Origin of the sequence: Sphingomonas sp. IC4-52 (assembly GCF_020707225.1) — a bacterium.
Lineage (GTDB): Bacteria > Pseudomonadota > Alphaproteobacteria > Sphingomonadales > Sphingomonadaceae > Sphingomonas.
Window position 1 is genome coordinate 105,087 of record NZ_JAJFEU010000002.1, and the last position, 21,951, is coordinate 127,037.

The 21,951-nt window shown below is 66.4% G+C and carries 17 protein-coding genes; 10 read left to right on the plus strand and 7 right to left on the minus strand.

Annotation, left to right across the window (positions count from 1 at the left end; all coding sequences use genetic code 11):
- Nucleotides 1–118: 118 nt before the first annotated feature.
- The 5 genes from LK535_RS06910 to LK535_RS06930 all read left to right on the plus strand — a co-directional run bounded on the left by LK535_RS06910 (nt 119) and on the right by LK535_RS06930 (nt 7,902).
- Complete coding sequence (locus LK535_RS06910) at nt 119–1,507, plus strand: TIGR03013 family XrtA/PEP-CTERM system glycosyltransferase (RefSeq protein ID WP_227771180.1); 1,389 nt, start codon at nt 119–121, stop codon at nt 1,505–1,507.
- The gene (gene prsK / locus LK535_RS06915; protein ID WP_227771181.1) at nt 1,504–3,573 is read left to right on the plus strand and encodes an XrtA/PEP-CTERM system histidine kinase PrsK; all 2,070 of its coding nucleotides are present in this window, start codon (nt 1,504–1,506) and stop codon (nt 3,571–3,573) included. Before LK535_RS06910 ends, prsK begins: the two co-directional genes overlap by 4 nt.
- Nucleotides 3,570–4,916: a PEP-CTERM-box response regulator transcription factor gene (gene prsR / locus LK535_RS06920; RefSeq protein WP_227771182.1), complete on the plus strand. Its 1,347-nt coding sequence runs from the start codon at nt 3,570–3,572 to the stop codon at nt 4,914–4,916. Before prsK ends, prsR begins: the two co-directional genes overlap by 4 nt.
- 64 nt (nt 4,917–4,980) lie before the next feature.
- Nucleotides 4,981–7,029, plus strand: coding sequence for a tetratricopeptide repeat protein (locus tag LK535_RS06925; protein WP_227771183.1), 2,049 nt, complete (start codon nt 4,981–4,983; stop codon nt 7,027–7,029).
- A 66-nt stretch (nt 7,030–7,095) separates the two neighbouring features.
- Nucleotides 7,096–7,902 (plus strand): ATP-binding protein, encoded by an 807-nt coding sequence (locus LK535_RS06930; RefSeq protein WP_227771184.1) that lies wholly within the window; start codon nt 7,096–7,098, stop codon nt 7,900–7,902.
- 39 nt (nt 7,903–7,941) lie between these two features.
- Here the strand turns inward: LK535_RS06930 and LK535_RS06935 are convergent, their stop codons facing one another.
- From LK535_RS06935 to LK535_RS06950, 4 genes are all read right to left on the minus strand, one after another.
- Nucleotides 7,942–9,723, minus strand: a complete 1,782-nt coding sequence (locus tag LK535_RS06935) for an ABC-F family ATP-binding cassette domain-containing protein (RefSeq protein ID WP_227771559.1) — start codon at nt 9,721–9,723, stop codon at nt 7,942–7,944.
- A 225-nt stretch (nt 9,724–9,948) separates the two neighbouring features.
- Nucleotides 9,949–11,586: a chaperonin GroEL gene (groL, locus tag LK535_RS06940; RefSeq protein ID WP_227771185.1), complete on the minus strand. Its 1,638-nt coding sequence runs from the start codon at nt 11,584–11,586 to the stop codon at nt 9,949–9,951.
- 57 nt (nt 11,587–11,643) lie between these two features.
- Nucleotides 11,644–11,931: a co-chaperone GroES gene (groES, locus tag LK535_RS06945; RefSeq protein ID WP_066777169.1), complete on the minus strand. Its 288-nt coding sequence runs from the start codon at nt 11,929–11,931 to the stop codon at nt 11,644–11,646.
- A gap of 129 nt (nt 11,932–12,060) precedes the next feature.
- Nucleotides 12,061–13,467, minus strand: a complete 1,407-nt coding sequence (locus tag LK535_RS06950; RefSeq protein WP_227771186.1) for an MATE family efflux transporter — start codon at nt 13,465–13,467, stop codon at nt 12,061–12,063.
- A gap of 153 nt (nt 13,468–13,620) precedes the next feature.
- Between LK535_RS06950 and sppA the strand changes: the two genes are divergently transcribed.
- The 3 genes from sppA (at nt 13,621) to LK535_RS06965 (ending at nt 16,584) form a co-directional block, all read left to right on the plus strand.
- Nucleotides 13,621–15,495, plus strand: coding sequence for a signal peptide peptidase SppA (gene sppA, locus LK535_RS06955; RefSeq protein WP_227771187.1), 1,875 nt, complete (start codon nt 13,621–13,623; stop codon nt 15,493–15,495).
- On the plus strand, nt 15,492–15,902 hold the full coding sequence (locus tag LK535_RS06960) for a hypothetical protein (RefSeq protein ID WP_227771188.1): 411 nt from the start codon (nt 15,492–15,494) through the stop codon (nt 15,900–15,902). Before sppA ends, LK535_RS06960 begins: the two co-directional genes overlap by 4 nt.
- Before the next feature lie 118 nt (nt 15,903–16,020).
- Nucleotides 16,021–16,584: a GNAT family N-acetyltransferase gene (locus LK535_RS06965; RefSeq protein ID WP_227771189.1), complete on the plus strand. Its 564-nt coding sequence runs from the start codon at nt 16,021–16,023 to the stop codon at nt 16,582–16,584.
- Nucleotides 16,585–16,647: 63 nt separating this feature from the next.
- On the opposite strand, the gene LK535_RS06970 is transcribed toward LK535_RS06965, so the two are convergent.
- From LK535_RS06970 to LK535_RS06980, 3 genes are all read right to left on the minus strand, one after another.
- Nucleotides 16,648–17,274, minus strand: coding sequence for a trimeric intracellular cation channel family protein (locus tag LK535_RS06970; RefSeq protein WP_227771190.1), 627 nt, complete (start codon nt 17,272–17,274; stop codon nt 16,648–16,650).
- Between the two features lie 72 nt (nt 17,275–17,346).
- Nucleotides 17,347–19,389, minus strand: a complete 2,043-nt coding sequence (locus LK535_RS06975) for a TonB-dependent receptor domain-containing protein (RefSeq protein ID WP_227771191.1) — start codon at nt 19,387–19,389, stop codon at nt 17,347–17,349.
- Nucleotides 19,390–19,588: 199 nt separating this feature from the next.
- Nucleotides 19,589–20,110 carry a hypothetical protein gene (locus LK535_RS06980; protein WP_227771192.1) on the minus strand — a complete coding sequence of 174 codons (522 nt, stop codon included), beginning with the start codon at nt 20,108–20,110 and terminating at the stop codon, nt 19,589–19,591.
- A gap of 105 nt (nt 20,111–20,215) precedes the next feature.
- Between LK535_RS06980 and glpX the strand changes: the two genes are divergently transcribed.
- On the plus strand, nt 20,216–21,187 hold the full coding sequence (gene glpX, locus LK535_RS06985) for a class II fructose-bisphosphatase (RefSeq protein WP_227771193.1): 972 nt from the start codon (nt 20,216–20,218) through the stop codon (nt 21,185–21,187).
- Between the two features lie 13 nt (nt 21,188–21,200).
- Nucleotides 21,201–21,944: a CPBP family intramembrane glutamic endopeptidase gene (locus tag LK535_RS06990; protein ID WP_227771194.1), complete on the plus strand. Its 744-nt coding sequence runs from the start codon at nt 21,201–21,203 to the stop codon at nt 21,942–21,944.
- Nucleotides 21,945–21,951: the final 7 nt, after the last annotated feature.

A 21,951-nucleotide genomic window follows, 5' to 3' on the forward strand; every position in this document is an offset into this window, starting at 1 on the left:
CCGTCGCTGAATGCATCGGGATTGTTTTCGATCCAACCGCCCGTTCAATCTTTCTTTGCCAATTCCTGTAACAGCCCTCGTGTCGGTTTCCCTTACACCATAGGGACAAGCGCGGGCGATGATCAGGGTCTTCAAACATTACGTGCCGAACGCGGTAGTCCTGCTGGGGCTGATCGACTTTGTCCTGCTGCTCGCCGCGGCCGAAGCTGGGTGGCTGTTGCGTGCCGCCCAGATCGACATGCTGCCGGAGCCGATCTGGGGCCGGCTTCCGCAGCTTGCCGCCTTTGCCGTGCCACTCACGGTCGCGATGGTGGGGGTTGGCGCTTATCAGGCTGACGTTCTGGTCTCGTTCCGCCAGGCCGTGATGCGGCTGACCGTGGCGGTGTGCCTTGGCGTGATCTTCCTCAGCCTGCTCTATTTTCTTATGCCGACGGTCACGCTCTGGCGGTCCAGCCTGTTCTACGCGATGCTGTTCGCGATTGTTGGGCTCATCATGGCCCGGCTGCTGTTCCGGCGCATGCTGGGAGGGGAGCGGTTCCGGCGCCGTGTCGTGGTGCTGGGCGCCGGCCATCGTGCTGCCCGGCTCGGCGCGCTGGAACGGGCGAATGGCGCCAGCTTCGTCGTTGCCGGCTACGTCGCGATGGGCGAGCCGATCATCGCGGTGACCGAAGCCGTGCCGCGCGCCGACATTCCCAATCTCGCGACCTTTGTCGTCGAACGGGGCGCGACCGAGGTGGTGCTGGCGATTGAGGAACGCCGCAATGCCCTCCCACTCAAGGATCTCCTGCGCGTCAAGACGACCGGAGTCCATGTGAATGAGTTTTCGACCTTTTTGGAACGCGAGACCGGGCGCATCGACCTGGCGAGCGTCAATCCATCCTGGCTGATCTTCTCCGATGGCTTTGCGTCCGGACGAATGCTGTCCGCCATGGCAAAGCGCGCCTTTGACATCGCCGCGAGCGGCCTGCTCTTGTTGATCGCGCTCCCGGTGATTGCTCTGACTGCCATTGCCATCAAGCTGGAAAGCCGCGGGCCAGCCTTCTATCGTCAGCGCCGTGTCGGCCTCTACAACGAGCCGTTCGACATCCTGAAGCTGCGCTCGATGCGTCAGGATGCCGAGGTTGGCGGAGAGGCCGTCTGGGCGCAGGAGCGCGATCCCCGCATCACCCGCATCGGCCGCGTGATCCGCAAGGTGCGCATCGACGAACTGCCGCAATGCTGGAGCGTGCTGAAGGGTGAGATGAGTTTCGTCGGCCCGCGTCCCGAACGGCCGCAATTCGTCGAGGAATTGGAACAGCAGCTCCCATTCTACGCGGAGCGGCACATGGTGAAGCCCGGCATCACCGGCTGGGCACAGATCAACTATCCCTACGGCGCGTCGATCGAGGACGCGCGTCACAAGCTGGAATATGACCTTTATTACGCCAAGAACTACTCGCCCTTCCTCGATTTGTTGATCCTGCTTCAGACGCTGCGGGTCGTGCTCTGGCCCTCGGGCGCGCGGTGAACGCTGCCCCGATCACCTTGTGGACCCATGCGCTCGCCGCGCTGCTGTTCGGCACGTTGGCGCTGTCGCAATGGCGTGGCGGCGGGGTTTTGCCGCGCGCGCCCTTTCTGGCCGGCCTGTTTGCAACCGCGCTCTGGGCCCTCGCCGTGGCCGGTCTCGACGCCCGCGACGTCGCTACCCGGCTGGCCGAATGCGCGCGCAACCTGACGTGGCTCTGGCTGATGTATTCTCTCGCCCGGCGCGAGCCGAATGATCGTGCCTGGCCGTCGGTTCGCGCCGTCTATGCGGCGGTGGCAGTCGTAACGATCGGGTGCGGCATTCTCGCTCTCGGGTCGGTCATGGTGAACGATGCGCGGGCCGTGCTGGCACTATTGCGCACCCGCTTGCTGCTTCAGATGCTGGGCGCGACAGGCGCGCTGATCCTGGTGAACCGTCTGCGGCAAGGCAGCGTTTGGCGCCGGCACAGCGGGGAGCGGATGGCCATCGTCGCGCTGGCGATGATGTGGTCCACCGATCTGTTGGTGTTCGCCAGCGCCTGGCTCACCGGCCACTGGCCGGCCGGTCTCATTGACTTGCGCGGTGCGGTGATGGTCGCGCTGACGCCGCTGTTCAGCCTTGCCGTGCAGCGGGCTGACGAGCGTAAGATGCAGGCTTCGCGCACCGTGGCCCTGCTCTCCCTCGCGATGGTCGCGGTCGCGCTGTATGTTGCCGTGACGGCGCTGGCCACCGCGATCATCGGTTCGGTCGGTGGCAGCTACGCGCGGGTGGTGCAGACGGCGCTGATTTTCGGCACGACGGCGGCCTTGCTGGCGCTGGTGTCCACGCCTTGGACTCGGGCGTGGGCGCGGGTGCTGGTGTCGAAGCATTTGTTCAGCCACCGCTACGATTATCGAACCGAATGGCTGCGTTTCACGGAGACGCTCGGCGCGCCCGGCACGCAGGAAGAGTCGCCCCTCGACGTTCGCGTGGTCAAGGCGGTCGCGGACCTGACCGACTCGCCCCGCGGGCTCCTGCTCCTGCCCGATGGTGCTGCGCTGGGTACCGCGTCGGCGTGGAACTGGCCGGACGCGCCGTCGACTGATCAGCCGGACGAGCGGCTCTTTGTCCATCTCGCCGCCACCGGGAGGATCATCGAGCTCGACGCTGTGCGCGCCGGCACGGCCGATCCTGCCGACCAAGGCTGCGTCTCGCCATGGCTTCGCGACGATGAACATGCCTGGGTGATTGTCCCGCTGCGGCATCTGGGCCAGCTCGCCGGCGCCGTCGTCCTTGCACGGCCAGCGATAAACCGAGCGCTGGATTGGGAGGATTTCGACCTGTTCGGCGTGGCCGGGCGCCAGGCTGCCAGCTATCTGGCGGAAGCACGCGCCCATGCCGCGCTCGCCGATGCGCAGCGGTTTGACGAATTCAATCGCCGCTTCGCCTTCATCATGCATGATTTGAAAAATCTGGTCAGCCAGTTGACGCTCGTCGCCCGCAATGCGGAGCGGCATGCGGACAATCCCGCGTTCCGCGCGGACATGGTGGCCACGCTGACCGATTCGTCGGATCGGATGAATGCCCTTCTCGCGCGGCTGTCGCAGCATCATGCCAGCCGCGCGGAAAAGGCTCAGCCGGTCCCGCTGCTCGCGCTGGCGGAACGGATTGCCGCTGGACGCCGCGCCCAGCATCCGGTCACGGCGTCGGGGGACCCTGGCGCGCTCGCGCTGGCTGACCCCGGCGCTCTGGAGACGCTGATCTCTCACCTCGTCCAGAATGCGGTGGAGGCAAGCGCGGCGGGAGCGGAGGTGCAACTGATCGTCTCGGCGGCTGACGGAGAGGCCAGCATCACGGTGGCCGATTACGGGCGCGGCATGAGTCCGGCGTTCGTCCGCGATCAGCTGTTCCGCCCCTTTGTCTCAGGAAAGCCCGGCGGCTTTGGCCTCGGCGCGTTTGAGGCACGCCAGCTTGCCGAAGGGATGGGCGGCTCGATCAGCGTGTCGAGCCGCGAAGGGGCGGGATCCAGCTTTCGCGTGGCATTGCCGCTGGCGCCGCGGACCATGGGGGGAATGGAATTGGCGGCATGAAGGGAACGCGCAAGCTGCTGATCGTGGAGGACGATCTCGGGCTGCAGCGCCAATTGCGCTGGGCCTATGATGGTTATGAAGTGCTTGTCGCGGCCGATCGCGCTGGTGCGATCGACATGGTACGCGCCGAGGAGCCGGCGGTGGTCACGCTCGATCTTGGCCTTCCGCCCGATCCGGACGGCACCAGCGAGGGCTTCGCGGCCCTTGCCGAAATCCTGTCGTTGAAGCCAGACACGAAAGTGATCGTGGCGTCCGGGCACGGTGCCCGCGAAAGCGCGCTGCAGGCGATCGCTGATGGCGCCTGGGATTTCTACCAGAAGCCGATTGATATCGACGCCCTCGGCCATATCGTGGCACGCGCCTTTCACGTCCACGATCTGGAGGCCGAGAACCGGCGTCTCGCCGCCCGCGACGCGGGTCCGGCACTCGGCGGCCTGATCACCGCGGCACCTGAGATGATCAAGGTGATGCGCACTATCGAACGGGTGGCACCGGCTGACGTGTCGGTCATGCTGCTCGGCGCCAGCGGAACGGGCAAGGAGCTGCTCGCCCGTGGGCTGCACGACGCGTCCCGACGCTCCGGCGGGGCATTCGTAGCGATCAACTGTGCGGCAATCCCAGACACGCTGCTGGAAAGCGAACTGTTCGGGCATGAAAAGGGCGCGTTCACCGGGGCGGTGAAAACCACCGAGGGGAAGATCGAGCAGGCGGCCGGCGGTACCCTGTTTCTCGACGAGATCGGCGACGTGCCGCTCCCCCTCCAGGTAAAGCTGCTGCGCTTTCTTCAGGAACGGGTGATCGAGCGGATCGGCGGCAGGCGCCCGATCCAGGTCGATACGCGCATCGTGTGCGCCACTCACCGCGACATTGATGCGATGGTCGCGGACGGCTCGTTCCGCGAGGACCTTTATTACCGCTTGGCCGAAATCGTCGTGCGCATTCCCTCGCTCGCCGGTAGGCCCGGCGATGCGGCATTGCTCGCCAGGCATTTCGTCACGCGATACGCGTCGACGATGAACCCGGCGGTTTCCGGCCTGTCATCCGACGCGCGCGCCGCCATCGACGCTCATGACTGGCCCGGCAATGTGCGCGAACTGGAAAATCGCGTGAAGCGGGCAGTGATCATGGCCGATGGCAAGTCGGTGACCGCCGCGGATCTCGACCTCGCGGCGGCCGGGGATGAAGCCGTCAACTTGCGCGCTGTCCGTGAGGCGGCAGACCGGCGCGCCATCCGTCAGGCTCTCGCCCGCGCGGATGGCAACATTTCCCAGACTGCGCGCCTCCTCGGCGTCAGCCGGCCGACCCTGTATGATTTGCTGAAAAGTTACGGCTTGCATGATTGAGGAGGGCAGGCGCTATCCGCTGCTCCGCCGACGGCGGCGTAGTCGCACGGGCGCGAGCGCGGGCATGGGCAAGGCGTCGTGGCGGATGGCGCGCGTGGTGGCGATGCTCGTCGTTATAGCGCTGGTGCTCGCCGCGATCGTGCTCGTGGCACGCCGCGCCTCTCGGCCTGATCCGGATGAAGCATTGCGAGCCAGTTTCGCGGCGCTGAAGCGCGGCAACTACAGCGCCGCGCGCAATCACGCTCTTGTGGCGGCCGATGGGCCGGACGCCGGGCGCGGCAATGCCGTGCTTGGCCGCATCTATCTCCTCTTGGGTGACGGCGCTGCAGCGGAAGGAGCGCTGAACCGCGCCGTCGCTGCCGGCATGCCGCGCGCGCGCCTCCACCAATTGCTGGCCGACGCTTATCTGTTGCAGGGCAATGCGGATCGTGCACTGTCGGAGGCGGCGCACGCTAGTGGCCGCTACGCCGCCTATGCCGCCCGTGTCCGTGCCCGTGGCATGGCGACCAAGGGCGACGTGCCCGGCGCCACGGCGCTGCTGAACACGATCCTGTCGCGCAGCCGGAACGATGCGAGTGCCTGGGCTGATCTTGGTCGCATCCGCATGGCGGCGGGCGACGTAGCTGCCGCCGACCTCGCGGCGCGCCGGGCCGTTGCCTTGGCGCCTGCCAGCCTCGACGCGATCGTGCTCTCGGGGGAGGTGGTGCGCAGCCGCTACGGCCTCACCGCTGCGCTCCCATGGTTCGGCCGGGCGCTGGAACTCGACGCTTATTACCTGCCCGCGCTCATCCAATATGCCGCCACGGCCGGCGACGCTGGCCAATATGCCGGCATGTTGCAGGCCACCCGCCGCGCCCTCGCTGCGCGGCCAAACCACCCTCAGGCGCTGTACCTTCAGGCCGTCATGGCTGCGCGCGCCGGCAACCGCGATCTCGCCCGGGCGCTGCTCGGGCGGATGGGCGATGCCGGCCTCGCGATGCCGGGCGTGGTGCTGCTCACCGGCATGATTGCCTATGCGGACGGCGCCTATGAACAGGCCGTCGTCAGCTTTCGTGAAATCGTCGGGCGTCAGCCGATGAACCTGGTCGCACGTCGTCTGCTCGGTGCTTCGTTGCTGCGCTCAGGCGATGCGCGTGGTGCGCTTGATGTGCTGCGGCCGATCGCCGTTCGCGCTGACGCCGACAGCTATACGCTGGCGCTCGTCGGGCGAGCCTTTGAGGCGACGGGCGAGCGCGACTGGGCGGCGCGGTTCCTGGATCGGGCGGCGCGCCCGGCGCTGGCTGATCCGGAACCGTTCGCCAGCGACGGGAGCACAGGGACGTTAGCGGCCGCTGTTGCTGGTGCCCCCGGCGACCCGGCGATCGCGGTGGCTTATGTCCGCAGCTTGCTCGACGCAGGTGAGGCCGTTGCCGCGGAGCAGCGCGCCCAGGCTATTGCCACAGCCTCGCCCGGCGCGCCCGAAGCCCAGCTGCTGGCCGGGGACATCCTGGCGATCCAACGCCGGTTCGGCCCGGCGCTGGCCCGTTATCGGCAAGCAGCCAACCTCCGGTTCGACATGCCCGCGTTGCTGCGGCTGGCGGAGGCGGCGAATCGCACGGGCGACGGCCGCGAAGCAGTCTCGGCCCTGTCGCTCTATCGGGCGCAAAACCCGCAAGCCATCGCCGCGCATCGGGCGCTCGCCAATCTGCAGCTCGGCGCGCGCGACTGGGCGGGCGCGGTCGAGACGCTGGAAGGGCTGCGCCACAATGTCGGCGAGCGCGACGCGCTGATCCACGCCCAGCTTGCGTACGCCTATACGGCCGCCGGCGATCCGCAGGGCGGCGCGGAACACGGCCGCACTGCCTATCAGCTGTCACCCATGAACCCTGCTGCGTCCGACGCCTACGGCTGGGCATTGTACGAGGCCGGTGACACGGGCGCGGCTTTGCAGCTGCTGGAAAAGGCGGCGAAGCTCGCGCCTGCCCACGCCGGCATCCGGTGGCATTTGGGCCAGGCGCTGGCTGAGGCAGGCCGCATTGTTGAGGCACGTCAGGCAATCACTCAGGCCCTACGCGACCCTGGCTTTCCCGATCGCGCACCGGCGGCCGCCTTGCTGAAGCTTCTCGGCCACTGACGGCCGCACGCGACCGGGCAACGCCACGTGGTTGCAGTGCCGCCCGACCGAACCTAGCAGCAGGCTATGGACGATCTCGCCCGCATCGCCGCCGCGCTTGAACGTTTGGCGCCGCCACCCCCACAAGCGGCTGATCCGCTGGCGCACCCCGCTTATGTCTGGCGGGACGGCGCCCTGGTCGCGGCGCGCGCCTTCGCGCCGCTGCCGCTCGATCTCCTGCGCGGCGTCGAGGCGCAGCGAGAGCCGTTGCTCGCCAATCTGACGCGCCTGTCCGACGGGCATGCCGCTCAAGACGTGCTGCTCTGGGGCGCGCGCGGGACGGGCAAGTCGGCGCTGGTCAAGGCATGCGTCGGGGCTATCCAGTCTGCCGGGGGCCAGCTTGCCCTGGTCGAGGTGCCGGCCGATCGGTTGGACAGTTTGCCGGCATTGTTCGACACGATCGCCGGCGTGGAGCGCGCCTTTGTGCTGTTCCTGGACGATCTCGGCTTCGACGCCGCCGCCGACGCGCGCAGCCTGCGATCCTTGCTGGAGGGCGGGGCAGAGGCTCGGCCGGCCAATGCGCGTCTGGTGGTCACGTCCAACCGCCGGCACCTGATCCCGCGCGACATTCACGAGCAGGAGAATGCGATCAACCCGCGCGACGCCGTGGATGATCACCTGGCGCTCGCCGACCGCTTCGGCCTCAGCCTCGGCTTCCACGTCGTCGATCAGCCGCTCTATCTCGACATCGTTCAAGGCTATGCCGATCGCCATGGCCTCGCGTTTGACCCACAGGATGCGCTGCTATGGGCGACCAAGCGCGGCAGCCGATCGGGCCGGGTCGCGTGGCAATATGTCGTCGATCTCGCCGGTCGCGCCGGCAAAAAGCTATAAGGCCGGCACTGCTGCGATCGAGGCCGTTTTGCGCCGCACCTAGGCCAGCGCTTCCGCCATCTCGGCCAGTTCGAGCCAGCGCAGCTCCGCCATTTCCTTCTCCTCGCGCGCCGCCGCGATCGCTTTCATCAGCCGATCGAACTTCGCCGGATCACGCGCGTACAGCTCCGGATCGGCCAGCAGCGACTCGTCCCGCGCGATCGCTGCGTCGAGCTGCTCGATCTTCTTGGGCAGCTGATCGAAGTCGCGCTGATCCTTGTAGCTCAGCTTGGTCCTCGCCTGCGGAGGCGGGGCAGGGGCCGCGGGCGCTCCCTTGGCGACTGGCTTCTTCTCGATCTGCGGCGCGCGCTGCCGCTCCCAATCCTCATATCCCCCGGCCACCACGTCCACCTTGCCGGAGCCCTCCAGGCCCAGCGTGACGGTGACGGTGCGGTCGAGAAAGTCACGGTCATGGCTGACAATCAGGACAGTGCCCTCATAGTCTGCGATGACCTCCTGCAGCAGATCCAGCGTCTCGAGATCGAGATCGTTGGTCGGCTCGTCCAGCACCAGCAGGTTGGAATGACGAGCGAATTCCCGCGCGAGCAACAGGCGTGAGCGCTCGCCACCGGAAAGTGAGCCTACCTTCGCCTCGGCAAGGCTGGGATCGAAGAGAAACTCCTTGAGATAGCCGTGGATGTGCTTCTTCGCGCCCAGCACGTCGATCCAGTCGCCGCCATCCGCCAGCACTTCGCGCACGGTCTTTTCGGGCGCCATCAGCTTGCGCTGCTGGTCGATGACGATGCCGTCCAGGGTCTTGGCCAGCTTTACGGTGCCGCTGTCCGGTGCAAGTTCACCGGTGAGCAGGCGAAGCAGCGTGGTCTTTCCCGCGCCGTTTCTGCCGACGATACCGATGCGGTCGCCCCGGGTAACGCGAAAGGTCAGATCGCGGATGATCGTGCGCCCGTCATAGCTCTTGTTGACGTGCTCGGCGTCGATCACGACCTTGGTCTTGTTGTCGTCGCTGCCCATCGCCAACGCGGCTGCACCCTGCGGCCCGATCATGGCGGCCCGCTCCGCTCGCATTTCCTTCAGCTTGGAAAGCCGGCCCTGATTGCGCCGGCGACGACCGGTGACGCCGCGCTGCAGCCAATGTTCTTCGATCTTCAGCTTGGCGTCGAGCTTTTCCGCGGCGCGCTGCTCTTCGGCATAGACCTGCTCGGTCCAGGCATCGAAACCGCCGAAGCCCACTTCCGCCCGGCGCAGGTTGCCACGGTCCAGCCACAGCGTCTGCTTGGTAAGGCGCGTCAGGAATGTGCGGTCATGGCTGATGACAACAAAGGCACCCCGGAAACGCCGCAGCCAATCCTCCAGCCATTCGATGGCCCCAATGTCCAGGTGGTTGGTCGGCTCGTCCAGCAGCAGCACGTCGGGATCCTGCGCGAGGGCGCGCACGATGGCGGCACGACGCCTTTCGCCGCCCGAGGCGGTCGCTGCTTCGCGCGACAGGTCGATGCCGAGCTGGTCCGCAATCGCGGCGGCTTCGAAATGCTGCGGGGCATCGCTGCCGGACAGCACATAATCCGCAAGGGTCGCAAAGCCGGAAAGGTTGGGATCCTGCTCCAGGAGGATCACGCGGGTTCCAGGAACGATAGTACGTCGGCCCTCGTCGCTCTCGATAGTGCCGGCGATCAGCTTCAGCAGTGTCGTCTTGCCGGCGCCATTGCGACCGATCAGGGCAAGTCGATCGCGTGGGCCGACATAAAAGTTCAAGTCGCGGAACAGCCAGCCGGCCCCCTGAATGAGGCCGAGGTCTTCATACGCTAGAATTGGGGCAACCATGGACGCGGCAGATAGGGGCGCGGGGGCGATGCGCCAAGCGTCGTTCACGCGGTTCGTCGTCAAGGCGCCGATTGGGACGAGGTGCCCGCCGCCACGGATGAAAACAAGAAAGGGACCGGATGCGCCTGGCACCCGGCCCCTTCTTGATCGGATCGACCACGGCTGTGCCGTTGCTGAGCCATCCGACGTCGTATCGGGCGCAGCCTGGGCCGCGCCCGTCCGAAATCAGAAGTCCATGCCGCCCATGCCGCCGCCCGGCATTGCCGGCATCGCGGGCTTGTCTTCCGGCAGCTCTGCCACGGTGGCTTCCGTGGTGATGAGCAGGCCGGCGACCGAGGCTGCGTTCTGGAGCGCGGTGCGCACGACCTTGGTCGGGTCGATCACGCCGGCCTGAACCAGGTTCTCGTAGGTATCGGTCGACGCGTTGAAGCCGAACGAAGTGTCGCTCTGATCAAGCAGCTTGCCCGAGACCACTGCGCCGTCATGGCCAGCGTTCTGCGCGATCTGACGCACCAGCGCGGTCAGCGACTTGCGAACGATGTCGACGCCGCGCGTCTGATCGTCATTGTCGCCCTTCAGGCCTTCGAGCGCCTTCGTCGCGTACAGCAGCGCGGTGCCGCCGCCCGGAACGATGCCCTCTTCGACGGCAGCGCGGGTTGCGTGCAGCGCGTCGTCAACGCGGTCCTTGCGCTCCTTCACCTCGACCTCGGTCGCACCGCCGACCTTGATCACCGCGACGCCGCCAGCGAGCTTCGCGAGACGCTCCTGGAGCTTCTCACGGTCGTAGTCGGACGTGGTGACTTCGATCTGCTGACGGATCGCCTCGGTGCGGCCCTTGATCGCTTCGGCATCACCGGCGCCATCGACGATGGTGGTGTTGTCCTTGTCGATCGTGACGCGCTTGGCGGTGCCGAGCATGCCGAGCGTAACGGTCTCGAGCTTGATGCCGAGATCCTCGGAGACGACTTCGCCCTTGGTGAGGATCGCGATGTCCTCGAGCATCGCCTTGCGACGATCGCCGAAGCCCGGCGCCTTGACCGCTGCGACCTTCAGGCCGCCGCGCAGCTTGTTGACGACGAGCGTGGCCAGCGCCTCGCCCTCGATGTCCTCGGCGATGATGAGGAGCGGACGGCCCGACTGCACAACCGCCTCGAGGATCGGAAGCATCGACTGCAGGTTCGACAGCTTCTTCTCGTGGATCAGGATGTACGGGTCGTTCAGTTCGACCTGCATCTTTTCCGGGTTGGTGATGAAGTACGGCGACAGATAGCCGCGGTCGAACTGCATGCCCTCAACGACGTCGAGCTCGAATTCGAGGCCCTTCGCCTCTTCGACAGTGATCACGCCTTCCTTGCCGACCTTCTCCATGGCCTCGGCAATCTTCTCGCCGACTTCACGGTCGCCATTCGCGGAGATGATGCCGACCTGGGCAACTTCCTGCGAACCCGAGACGGGCTTCGAGCGCGCCTTGATGTCGTCGACGACCTTGTGGACGGCGAGGTCGATACCGCGCTTCAGGTCCATCGGGTTCATGCCGGCGGCAACCGACTTCATGCCCTCGCGAACGATCGCCTGGGCGAGAACGGTCGCGGTGGTGGTGCCGTCACCGGCGATGTCGTTGGTCTTCGAGGCCACTTCGCGCACCATCTGTGCGCCCATGTTCTCGAACTTGTCCTTGAGCTCGATTTCCTTGGCGACCGACACACCGTCCTTGGTGATGCGGGGCGCGCCGAAGCTCTTGTCGATGACGACGTTGCGGCCCTTCGGCCCCAGCGTGACCTTCACGGCATCGGCGAGGATGTCGACGCCCTTGAGAATGCGCTCGCGTGCGTCACGCGAGAATTTCACGTCCTTGGCTGCCATGTGGCTACCCTTTCAGATGAACGAATGTTGAGAAAGTTGAGGCTGTCGAACGGAATCTCAGGCGATGATGCCGAGAATGTCCGATTCCTTCATGATGAGCAGGTCTTCGCCGTTCACCTTCACTTCGGTGCCCGACCACTTGCCGAACAGGATACGATCACCGGCCTTGACGTCGAGCGGCGTGACCTTGCCGTCTTCCGCCTTGGCGCCCGCACCGGCGGCGACAACCTCGCCCTCCTGCGGCTTCTCCTTCGCGGTGTCGGGAATGATGATCCCGCCGGCAGTCTTTTCCTCGGCCTCGACGCGGCGCACGAGCACGCGGTCGTGCAGCGGACGGAAGTTCATGGCTGTACCCTCTTTTGAGCGGTGTGACTGTTTTTTGGCACTCGCCTGAATCGAGTGCCAACGCGGGCCATATGTGTCTGGCCAATCACCGCGTCAACGGCACGGGACACAAAAAATTGGAGCCACCGGTCAGATCGTGCGTGGAACCAGGCCCAGCCGTTCGCGGGCATACCAGCGCCACATTAGCAGGACGGAAACGGCAAGCAGGCCGACGGCGAGGCCGGTCCAGATGCCGACGCCGGCCCAGCCAGCCTCGAAGCCGAGGAAGATGGACGTGCCAAAGCCGACCACCCAATAGCCGAACAGCGCGATGAACATCGGCACGCGCGTATCCTGCAAGCCGCGCAATACGCCCGCCGCCACCGCCTGGGCGCCGTCCACCAGCTGGAACATGGCCGCAAGCGCCAGATACTGTACCGCGAGCTTGACGACGATGGCATTGGCGGGCGCGTCCACGTCGACATAAGCGCTCACGAACAGGCGCGGCGCTGCCCACATGGCGGCGGCCGTGATGCCCATGAAGCCGATCCCCACCGCCAGAGCGACGCGGCCCGCACGCGCGATCCAATCCCGGTCCCGTGCGCCATAGGCCATGCCGACGCGTATGGTGGCCGCCTGTGCAATGCCGAACGGCACCTGGAAAGCGATGGCGGCGATATTGAGCGCCACGGCATGGGCCGCGACTTCGTTGACGCCGATCAAACCCATTAGGATCGCGGCCCCACCGAACAGCGCGCCCTCGAAGGTCCAGGTCAGCATGATCGGAACGCCAAGCCGGATAATGTCGCGGAAGCGTGGCCATTCGGTTGCCCACCATCGGCCGAACAGGTGATACCGTCGCAACCGCCGGTCGAAGCGGATGATGGCGGCATAAGCGATTGCCATCGCCGTCAGGCTGATGACGCTGGCGATCGCAGATCCTTCCAGCCCGAGAGCCGGCGCGCCAAGATTGCCGAAGACCAGCGCCCAGTTGGCGACAATGCTCACCAGCAGCGCGAGGCCAGTGACGGCAAAGGCCCACCCCGGACGGCCAAGCGCGGCCGCCGACGATCGCATGATTCCCGCCGCGACACCGGGCAAAAGACCGATCAGGATGATGTCGAGAAAGTGCCCTGCGCGGCGCGCCACATCCGGATCCTGCCCGGCCAGCAGCAGAAGCGTCTCGCCATGCGCCAGCAGGAGCAGCACCGGCAGCGCGGCGGCAGCGCCAACCCAGAAGGCCATGCGCACGCTGCGTCGCACTTCGCGTACGGCATGGCGCCGGCGCCCGAGCTCTGCCGCAATCAGCGGGGAAGCGGCGCTGGTGAGGCCGATCAGCGCATACATGCTGAGGTTGAAGAGGAACACGCCGAGCGTTGCGGCCGCCAGATCGACCGTACCGAGTCGCGCGACGAAGATCACGTCGACCGCGCTTACCGCCATCTGCAACAGGTTCGCGCCAACCAGGGGCGCGGCAAGGCGAGTCAGGGCGGACAGCTCGGCCCGGTCGCTCGCCGGACGCGTTTCGGTCAGCGGCGGGGCGGCAGCAAGCTCCATGACGGCGCCGGGTTAGGCCGAAAATCTTACGGTGGAAAGGCCGCGGCGCCAGTAAAGCGCGCTGAACCGTGCGCCCTTGCGCAGCAGTTTCGCCGTATTGCTCCACCCATACACCTTCGGCTAAACCACTGGCGGACTTTCCGGGAAATCATGATGAAGCTTGTACGCGGCGCGTGGAAACTGCTGGTCGGCATCAAGGACGCGCTGGTGCTGGTGGCGATGCTGCTGTTCTTCGCATTGCTGTTCGCCGCGCTGAACTCGCGGCCAAGCACGCCTGCAATCAAGGACGGTGCGCTTGTGCTCGATCTCGACGGGCCCATCGTCGAACAACCGGAAGAAGTGCCGGCGCTCGCCTTTGTGTCCGGTCAGCAGATCGGCCGCCAGTATCGACTTCGCGATGTCGTGCACGCCATCGATGCGGCACGCACCGACACACGCGTGAAGGCTATTGTGCTCGACCTCGACCGTTTCGGCGGCGCCTATCCTGCGATCCTGGCGGAAGTAGCCGAGGCGCTGGTCCGTGTTCGTCAGAGCGGAAAGCCGGTGCTGGCCTATTCGACCGGATATACGGATGGCAGCTACCGGCTGGCTGCGGCGGCGAGCGAGATCTGGGTGGATCCGCTGGGCGGCACGATCTTCAGCGGGCCCGGAGGCAGCCGGCTTTATTACAAGGGGCTGATCGACAAGCTGGGCGTCACTACCCACGTCTTCCGCGTCGGCAAGTTCAAGTCCGCGGTGGAGCCTTATACCCGCGCGGACGAGAGCCCGGAATCGCGTGCCGCTTCGCAAGCGCTCTATGGATCGCTGTTCGAACAGTGGAAGAACGCGATTGCGCAGGCCCGGCCGAAGGCGCGGGTCGACGGCTGGCTGACGCAGCCGAGCCGTATCGTACAGGCGGCCGGCGGCGATCTCGGCAAGGCGAGCCTTGAGTCCGGCATCGTCGACAAGCTGGGCGACCGCCTGACGTTCGGGCGTCGCGTCGCCGAGATCGTCGGCGCTGACAAGGACAAGCCGGCCGGCTCGTTCAAGCAGATCCGCTACGCCAGCTATGTTCAGGCAAATCCGGCGCCCAACGACGGCGAAATCGGCGTGGTGACGGTCGCCGGTGAAATCGTGGACGGCAAGGCCGGTCCTGGCACCGCGGGCGGCGATACCATTTCCAAGTACATCCTTGATGGCCTGGCCGAGAAGAAGTTGAAGGCGCTGGTCGTGCGCGTCGACTCGCCGGGCGGGTCGGTCATGGCGTCGGAGCGTATCCGCCTCGCCGTGCTGGAGGCAAAGCGTCGCGGGCTGCCGATCGTCGTATCGATGGGCGGCGTCGCTGCATCGGGTGGTTATTGGGTGTCGATGCCGGGCGAGGTGATCTTCGCCGATCCCGGTACCATCACTGGCTCGATCGGCGTTTTCGGCGTTCTCCCGAGCTTCGAGAAGAGCCTCGCGAAGATCGGCATCACCAGCGACGGGGTGAAACTGACCCCGCTGGCGGGTCAACCCGACATCGTCGCGGGCATCAATGACGAGGCGGGGGCGCTGATCCAGTCGAGCATCGAGCAAGTCTATGGTCAGTTCCTTGCCCGTGTGTCCCAGTCCCGCAAGATTCCGGTCGCGCGGGTCAACGAGATCGCGCAGGGGCGCGTCTGGGAAGGCGGCACGGCACGCCAGCTCGGTCTGGTTGATCGCTTCGGCACGCTCGACGATGCCCTGAAGGAAGCGGCACGGCGCGCAAAGCTCGATCCGGCAAAGGCCAAGCCGGTGTACCTCGAGAAGAAGCCGAGCTGGGCGGCGCAGATTGCGCAGCAGATTGGCGACAGCGAGGACGAGAACGGCAGCACGCCGACCGATGCGCTCGGCCGGATCGCGTGGGAGCAGCGGCAGGTGCTGGCCCGCGCCGCCGGTGACGTCCGTCGCCTGGCAATGACCGGCGGAATCCAGGCGCGCTGCCTGGAATGTGGCGCGGTCGGCCCGGCGCAGGTGATGGCTGGCGACCAGCGCCTGCTCGATCTCCTGCTGGCGCGGTTCGGGTTGTGATCGCTGCCATCCTGCTGGCGCTGCAGGCCGCGGCGGCCGCCGCCGTGCCGCCTGCGGTCCAGCCGGCGTCGCCGCGCACGCTGACCGGGCGCTTCGCCTGCGACGCGATCGTCTATGAGGTGCAGGTGACCGCAACGCCTCAGTCGGGGGCGGGCGTGCTGCTCGAACGGCTGATGATCGGCGGCAAGCCGGTTGACAGCGGTTCGCTGGCTGAGGCGCGGCGAATGGTGGCACGATTGGCGGACGTCCAGTCGATCGATGTGCGGTGCCGCGCTGCGGGCGGCGGCGAACTGAGCATTTACGGGGCGCAAGCCGCACCGGGCGCGCCGCCGCGGCGCGCGCGCCTGCGCGGCACCATGAACGGCGGCGCCGTCTCCGACCTGACTGTCGCCGTCGAGCAGCGTTGACGGGGTACGCCCCAATATGGGTGCCGCTGGAATCGATTGACGATCATCCGGCTTTGCTGCCGATTAGGGGCGCCTGCCCGGCTCAAGGGCCGGCACTGCCAGAAGGAGGCGCCTGACCATGATCGCCATTCGCGCCGCCACGCCCGCCGACGCGGCGACAATTGCGGCAATCTATGCGCCCTATGTACTGTCCGGCACGGTTTCATTTGAAAGCGAGGCGCCGGACACGCGACAGATGCGGCAACGCATGGCTGCCTCCGACGGCTTTTATCCCTGGATGGTGGCGACGTCGGGCGCAGGCGACGACGCCGCTGTGGTCGGATATGCCTATGCTACCCGCTTTCGCGAGCGGGCCGCCTATCGCTACGTGGTGGAAACGTCGATCTATCTGTCCGGATCGGTTCAGCGGCAGGGGGTGGGACGGCTGCTTTACGAGGCACTCGTCGATACGCTGCGCGCGCAAGGCTTCACCCAGGCGATCGGCGTGATCGCACTTCCCAACGATAGTTCGATTTCGTTGCACGAGGCAGTCGGCTTCCGCCGGGCCGGCATCTATCGCGAGGTCGGCTACAAGCAGGGGCGCTGGGTGGACGTCGGCTTCTGGCAATGTGCGCTGAACGAAAGCGTGGTGCCGCCGATCGAGCCGCGGCGTTTTGCGGACGTTGGCGTGGTCCGTGCCTGATCCCGGCGCGACGCCGCGCCTTGCCTGCCCGATCAGCGAAGATCGCTGTGACGGCGGGACCGCTCAGCGGCGCTGGCGATACGCCGGCAGATGCAATTGCCACCGGATCGCCGCTGCACGCAGCGCGAAGCCGGCGCTCGCAGCGAGGATCGCAGCCACGGCGCCGGCCATTCCCAGCAAGGTGAGGCCCACGAACAGTGCCGACGCCAGCGCCGCCGCGGTGACATAAAGCTCCGGGCGCATCAGGATCGATGGCTCTCCGGCGAGAACGTCACGGATGATGCCCCCGACGCACGCCGTCACCACGCCCATCAGGAAAGCAGGCACCGGCGGCACGCCATAGCCAAGCGCCTTGGCCGCGCCATAAACCGCGTAAGCGGCGAGGCCCACCGCGTCGAACCAGTCAAGCGCTTCTCCGCGCCACCAGCGTTCGGGCGTGACCCAGATCACCAACGCCACCGACAGGCAGACGGCGGCGGCGCGGCTGTCGACGATCCAGAATACCGGCGCGCCGATCAGCAGATCGCGAACTGTGCCCCCGCCCACGCCCGTGATGATCGCGAAGAACGCGAGCGTGACCATTGTCTGCCCCCGCCGGGCGGCGGCAAGCGCACCGGAGGCAGCGAACACCGCGAGGCCGGCAAGGTCGAACCAGGGCGCGAGAGCCGGGAGGGCGGCGACGGGCGGCATGGGCGAGCGGTTATCAGATCATTGTTCGGCAGGGGAGTGGGTGTCGCGCGCCACCCCGCTGCGGGTTCGTCCTCAGCCGAAGTTATGCTTGATCGTCAGATACGGCAGGATGTGCTGACTGCGCACCCGATCTTCCACTCGGAAAGGGGACGGCGTGCGCCGATCGGGATCAAAGAACAGGCGGCTGCGCCGCGCGGGGAAGTCACCCAGATTGTCGACGCTCAGCGTCACGGTGGTGCTGCGCGTCGGGCGATATTCGGCAAAGGCGGTGATGTACGGGTTGCCAGGGTAAAACGTGTCCAGTTCATTGCGTCGATAATAGGTGGACGGGTCGTCGCCGGAGAAGCCAACACCCCACGCAAAGTCACCCATGTCCTGGCGCCAGTTCACCTCATAAACAAAGGGGGAGGCGCCCGAGAAAGGACGCTGGCGGCCGGTATAGGGATCCCGGACGGACGTGCCGACATAGCTCAGGCGACCGGAGATACGGCCGCCCTTGATGCCCAGCCTTGATACGGGCACGTCAAAGGTCGCCCGGGCGATCTTGCTGCTGCCATCGCCCAGATTTCCCGGCGCATCGAACCCTTCGGGGGTGGGCACCCGATCCTGCACCAGCGACGTTTGCGTGTAGCCGAGCTCGACCTTCACCAGCCCGTCGCCAAGCACCTGTTTCTCGATCGTCGCCAGCGCCTCCCATGAACGCTGCGGCACCAGCTCGGCGTTGCCCCCGTTCACCCGTTCATTGGTCAATTCGGCCGCGCTGATGAAGTCCTCGAAACGCAGCTGCGCCACCGTGCGCGCAATCGACGCCTGCGCCCGCCAACCGTTTCCTGGTCGCCAGTCGAGGTTCACCTTCGGCTTCAGGAACCGGAGCGAGCGTTTCGCTTCGGCATCGCCTTCCACGGTCAGGCGGGACATTTCGTAGTTGAGCGCCAGATCCATGCGCAGCTTGGGCGACAGCGATCGGCTGGCGCTGGCGAACGCTTCTGCGCGATATTCGGTGACGGTTGCATCATCCACCGGCAAATCGATGCGGGTGCGCGTGCCGTCTTCGGCCAGAGAGAACAGGTCGACCTTGCTGCGCAGCCGGTTCAATGCGCCTTCGATACCGGTTTCCACGGACCAGCCGTTCAGATCAGGCCGCGTCCACAGCGCGCGCAACACGGCTTCGTCGCGCTGGCTTCGCACCTGCTGTTCATCGCCGTCGATCACATTCCCGCGCACCCGCAGAAGCGCCCGTTCGCGGTCCTGGCGGTCGCGTCGGGTGGCCAGGCCAATGAGCTTCACGCCGCCACCCAGCAGCGGCCGCTGGATATCACCGCCGACTTCCCATTCGTCGAAGTTGAACCGCTGGTTCAAGCGGTCGTCGCGCGCGATCCCGCCCACCGGCAGAACGTCGTTAGTCTGGCTCAGGCGAAAGCGGTCAAACGCATAGCGGGCATTGAACCGGGCGGTTTCGAATTGCGACGCCTTGTAATCCCATGAGCCCGATACGAACGCATTGGGATCCGCGATCGAGTTGATCTTGCGCCGATATTCCAGAAGCTCGCCGGAGGGCAAGGCACGCAGCGTGTCGTATCCCTCTTCGCTGGTCTGGTTGTTGTTCACGCCGATGGACGCGTTGAACGTGGAATCGCCGCGGCGCAGGAGCGTGGAAACGCTGCCTTCGGGAAACAGCTTGCCGTCATATTGACGGCGCAACGTGCCCGTGGCCGTTCCCGCGAGGCCGCCTTCGCCGGTGAGGATCAGGTTCACGACCTGCGCCTTGCCGCTATATTCCGCGCCGAAGAGCGTGCCTGGCCCAACCTCCACGCGCGCGACGCGACTGGCGGGAATACGCGCGAGCACGACATCAATGGTGTCACTCTTCGACGACGGCCGCTGACCGTTGATGACGACATTGCCCGCCGCCTGCCCAAAGCCGCGAACGTCCACCTCCACCTGTTCCAGGGTGAAGCCGGGCACACGGCGAACGATCTCAAGCGCATTGGCCGGCTGAAACCGCTGAAAGAACGTCGCTTCGTACACAATGCGCCCGCTTGCATCGGCCGTCTGTGCCGAGGCAGGTGCCGCAACCAGGGCGACTGCCGCATGGGCAGCCAGTGCGACACGCATGTTTGATAATCCCCCGATCCTCTCTGACAGCCGCCACTACGCAAGCATCAGGCCAAGAGGAAGAAGCCACCCGGACGAGTTATTGCCGCGGTGGTGGCGAGAGGTGAGAGCCGCCCAGCGCATCACACGCCGTGGCGTCGAGCGTGGCCGCTCACGCCGCTGTCCGGTTCCGCACGGTCAATGTTCGTTTCCGAACAGTTCAGTCGCGCCGCCAATCGTCGAGTGCCGCGTCATAGGCATCACGCGCCTGGATGCGCGCCCGATCCAGCTTCGTGCGTTCCGCCGCTTGCGCTTTGTCCAGCGCGCGGCGTCGCGCGGCGAGCGCTTCCTCCTCGCGTTTCAATTGCGCGCGCTCCTCGGCATAGCGCGCTTCTGCCGCTTCGATGGCGGCCTCTGCCTTGTCGAGGGCCGCCCGGCTGGGTTTCGCCTTTGGCTTGGGTGGGGGCTTGCGAGCCGCCGCGTCTGACCTCGCGCGACGGGGCGCTGGCTTGGGTGCGGGTGAATCCGGAGCATCGGCCATGGTGCGTGCCACACGGATTACCTCGCCAGGATGAGCCAGGGGCTCGCGCGTCAAATCGGGATCGGTGACCACCTCCGCCATGCCGCGTGCAAACAGGTTCGCATCGCTGCCCCACGCTGCCAGCGCTGCCTTCTGGCTGGGCGCTGCGACATAGGCGTCGTGGAACCCGGCAGGCGTTCGATAAACCTTCAGCTTCGGCATGCACCTACTTGTCGCGCGCTTGCCGCACCCCGGCAAGCGCCGTCTCGACACCGCCACGCGAGCCGCCTATCGCTCCGGTGAAACAAAGGATTTTTGGGGGATTTAATGCCGACAGCCAGCAAGGTGCTCGATCGCGTCCTGGTGCTCGAGATGGTGCGCGTGACGGAGGCGGCAGCGATCGGTGCTTCCACCCTGATCGGGCGCGGCGACGAGAAGGCGGCGGATGCGGCGGCTGTTGAGGCCATGCGCGAGGCGCTGAACACGCTCGACATCGATGGCACCGTCGTGATCGGCGAAGGCGAGCGCGACGAGGCGCCGATGCTGTTCATCGGCGAAAAGGTCGGCGCGGCTCAGGGCACAGGGCCGAAGATCGACATCGCGCTCGATCCGCTGGAAGGCACCACGATCTGCGCAAAGGCCGGTCCGAACAGCCTCGCCGTGCTGGCAATCGGAGAGGAAGGCTGCCTTCTCAACGCGCCCGACGTGTACATGGACAAGCTGGCGGTCGGTCCGGGTCTTCCGGAAGGGGTGATCGATCTCGATCGCACTCCGACCCAGAATATCGAGGCGATTGCCGCCGCCAAGGGCGTTCGCCCGAACGAGATCATCGCTTGCGTGCTCGATCGTCCGCGGCACGAAAAGCTGATCGCGGAGCTGCGTTCGATCGGCTGCGGCGTGGTGCTGATCGGCGACGGCGACGTGGCCGGCGTGATCGCCACGACCGATCCGGACACCACCATCGACGTGTACATGGGATCGGGCGGCGCGCCGGAAGGCGTGCTGGCCTGTGCCGCGCTGCGCTGCGTTGGTGGTCAGTTCAAGGGCCGGCTGCTGTTCCGCAACGAGGACGAGCGCGCCCGCGCCCGCAAGTGGGGCATCACCGATCTGGATAAGCAATATGATCTGAAAGATCTGGCGAAGGGCGATTGCATCTTTGCCGCCACCGGCGTCACCGACGGATCGTTGCTGGAAGGCGTGAAGCGCCGCGGCAAGACCATGACGACGGAAAGCGTCGTCATGCGCGCCTCGTCGGGCACCGTTCGCTGGGTGAAGGGCGAGCACCGGCTCGACCGCTGATCCGGGGTAATTGATGCTGGCCGCAGCGCTGCTCCTTGCCGCGCTCGGCCTGCTTGCCCACGGCTGGTCGACGAAGCGGAGCGTTGCCGCGCGCATTGCCTGGGCGTTCCGCGGCAGTTCTGCCTCGCGGCCGCGCGCGACCCTGGGTTGGGCGCTGGGTATCGCCCTCATGTACGGTGCCACGACACTGGCGGCGCTGGCACTGTTGGGCCGGCTTGATGCGCTGACGGTGCTTCCCGTCGAGCTTCGCGCCGCGGCGACGCATCTTGGCGTTGCGCCACTTCGCATCGATGCAGTGGCCGAGATCGCATGGTCGATCGGTGGCGGCTTCGTGCTGGGCGCCATTGCCGTCATCGTCATGGCACGGCGCGGCTGGCTGCGCCTCGGATTGATGTATCGCTCCCCCGCCGTCGCTACGAACCGGCGCGAGGCCGGGGCGGCAGTTCTGCTCGCCACGGCGGCGGGCGTCGGGGAGGAATTGTTCTTCCGGCTGCTGATCCCGCTGCTCGTCGCGATCGTCTCGGGCAGCGGGGTTGCCGGCTGCGCGGTCGGCTGGGCGACGTTCGCGCTGGCGCATCGCTACCAGGGCGCGCTCGGCATGGCGGCGGTGGCGATCGTCGGGGCGGTGCTGGCTTGGTTGTATTTGGCTACCGGCCTGCTGTGGCTGGTTATCCTGCTGCACACGCTGGTGGACGCCAATGCGCTGGTCTTGCGCCCATGGCTGGAAAAGCTGGCTCGTCCGCGCCCGGCACAATGAGCCTGCG

Bases quoted from the DNA above. Each gene is read 5' to 3' on its own strand.
- LK535_RS06910 (WP_227771180.1), top strand. From the start codon at position 119: ATGATCAGGGTCTTCAAACATTACGTGCCGAACGCGGTAGTCCTGCTG.
- prsR (WP_227771182.1), top strand. From the start codon at position 3,570: ATGAAGGGAACGCGCAAGCTGCTGATCGTGGAGGACGATCTCGGGCTG.
- LK535_RS06925 (WP_227771183.1), top strand. From the start codon at position 4,981: ATGGGCAAGGCGTCGTGGCGGATGGCGCGCGTGGTGGCGATGCTCGTC.
- LK535_RS06930 (WP_227771184.1), top strand. From the start codon at position 7,096: ATGGACGATCTCGCCCGCATCGCCGCCGCGCTTGAACGTTTGGCGCCG.
- LK535_RS06935 (WP_227771559.1), bottom strand. From the start codon at position 9,723: ATGGTTGCCCCAATTCTAGCGTATGAAGACCTCGGCCTCATTCAGGGG.
- groL (WP_227771185.1), bottom strand. From the start codon at position 11,586: ATGGCAGCCAAGGACGTGAAATTCTCGCGTGACGCACGCGAGCGCATT.
- groES (WP_066777169.1), bottom strand. From the start codon at position 11,931: ATGAACTTCCGTCCGCTGCACGACCGCGTGCTCGTGCGCCGCGTCGAG.
- LK535_RS06950 (WP_227771186.1), bottom strand. From the start codon at position 13,467: ATGGAGCTTGCTGCCGCCCCGCCGCTGACCGAAACGCGTCCGGCGAGC.
- sppA (WP_227771187.1), top strand. From the start codon at position 13,621: ATGAAGCTTGTACGCGGCGCGTGGAAACTGCTGGTCGGCATCAAGGAC.
- LK535_RS06965 (WP_227771189.1), top strand. From the start codon at position 16,021: ATGATCGCCATTCGCGCCGCCACGCCCGCCGACGCGGCGACAATTGCG.
- LK535_RS06970 (WP_227771190.1), bottom strand. From the start codon at position 17,274: ATGCCGCCCGTCGCCGCCCTCCCGGCTCTCGCGCCCTGGTTCGACCTT.
- LK535_RS06975 (WP_227771191.1), bottom strand. From the start codon at position 19,389: ATGCGTGTCGCACTGGCTGCCCATGCGGCAGTCGCCCTGGTTGCGGCA.
- LK535_RS06980 (WP_227771192.1), bottom strand. From the start codon at position 20,110: ATGCCGAAGCTGAAGGTTTATCGAACGCCTGCCGGGTTCCACGACGCC.
- glpX (WP_227771193.1), top strand. From the start codon at position 20,216: ATGCCGACAGCCAGCAAGGTGCTCGATCGCGTCCTGGTGCTCGAGATG.
- LK535_RS06990 (WP_227771194.1), top strand. From the start codon at position 21,201: ATGCTGGCCGCAGCGCTGCTCCTTGCCGCGCTCGGCCTGCTTGCCCAC.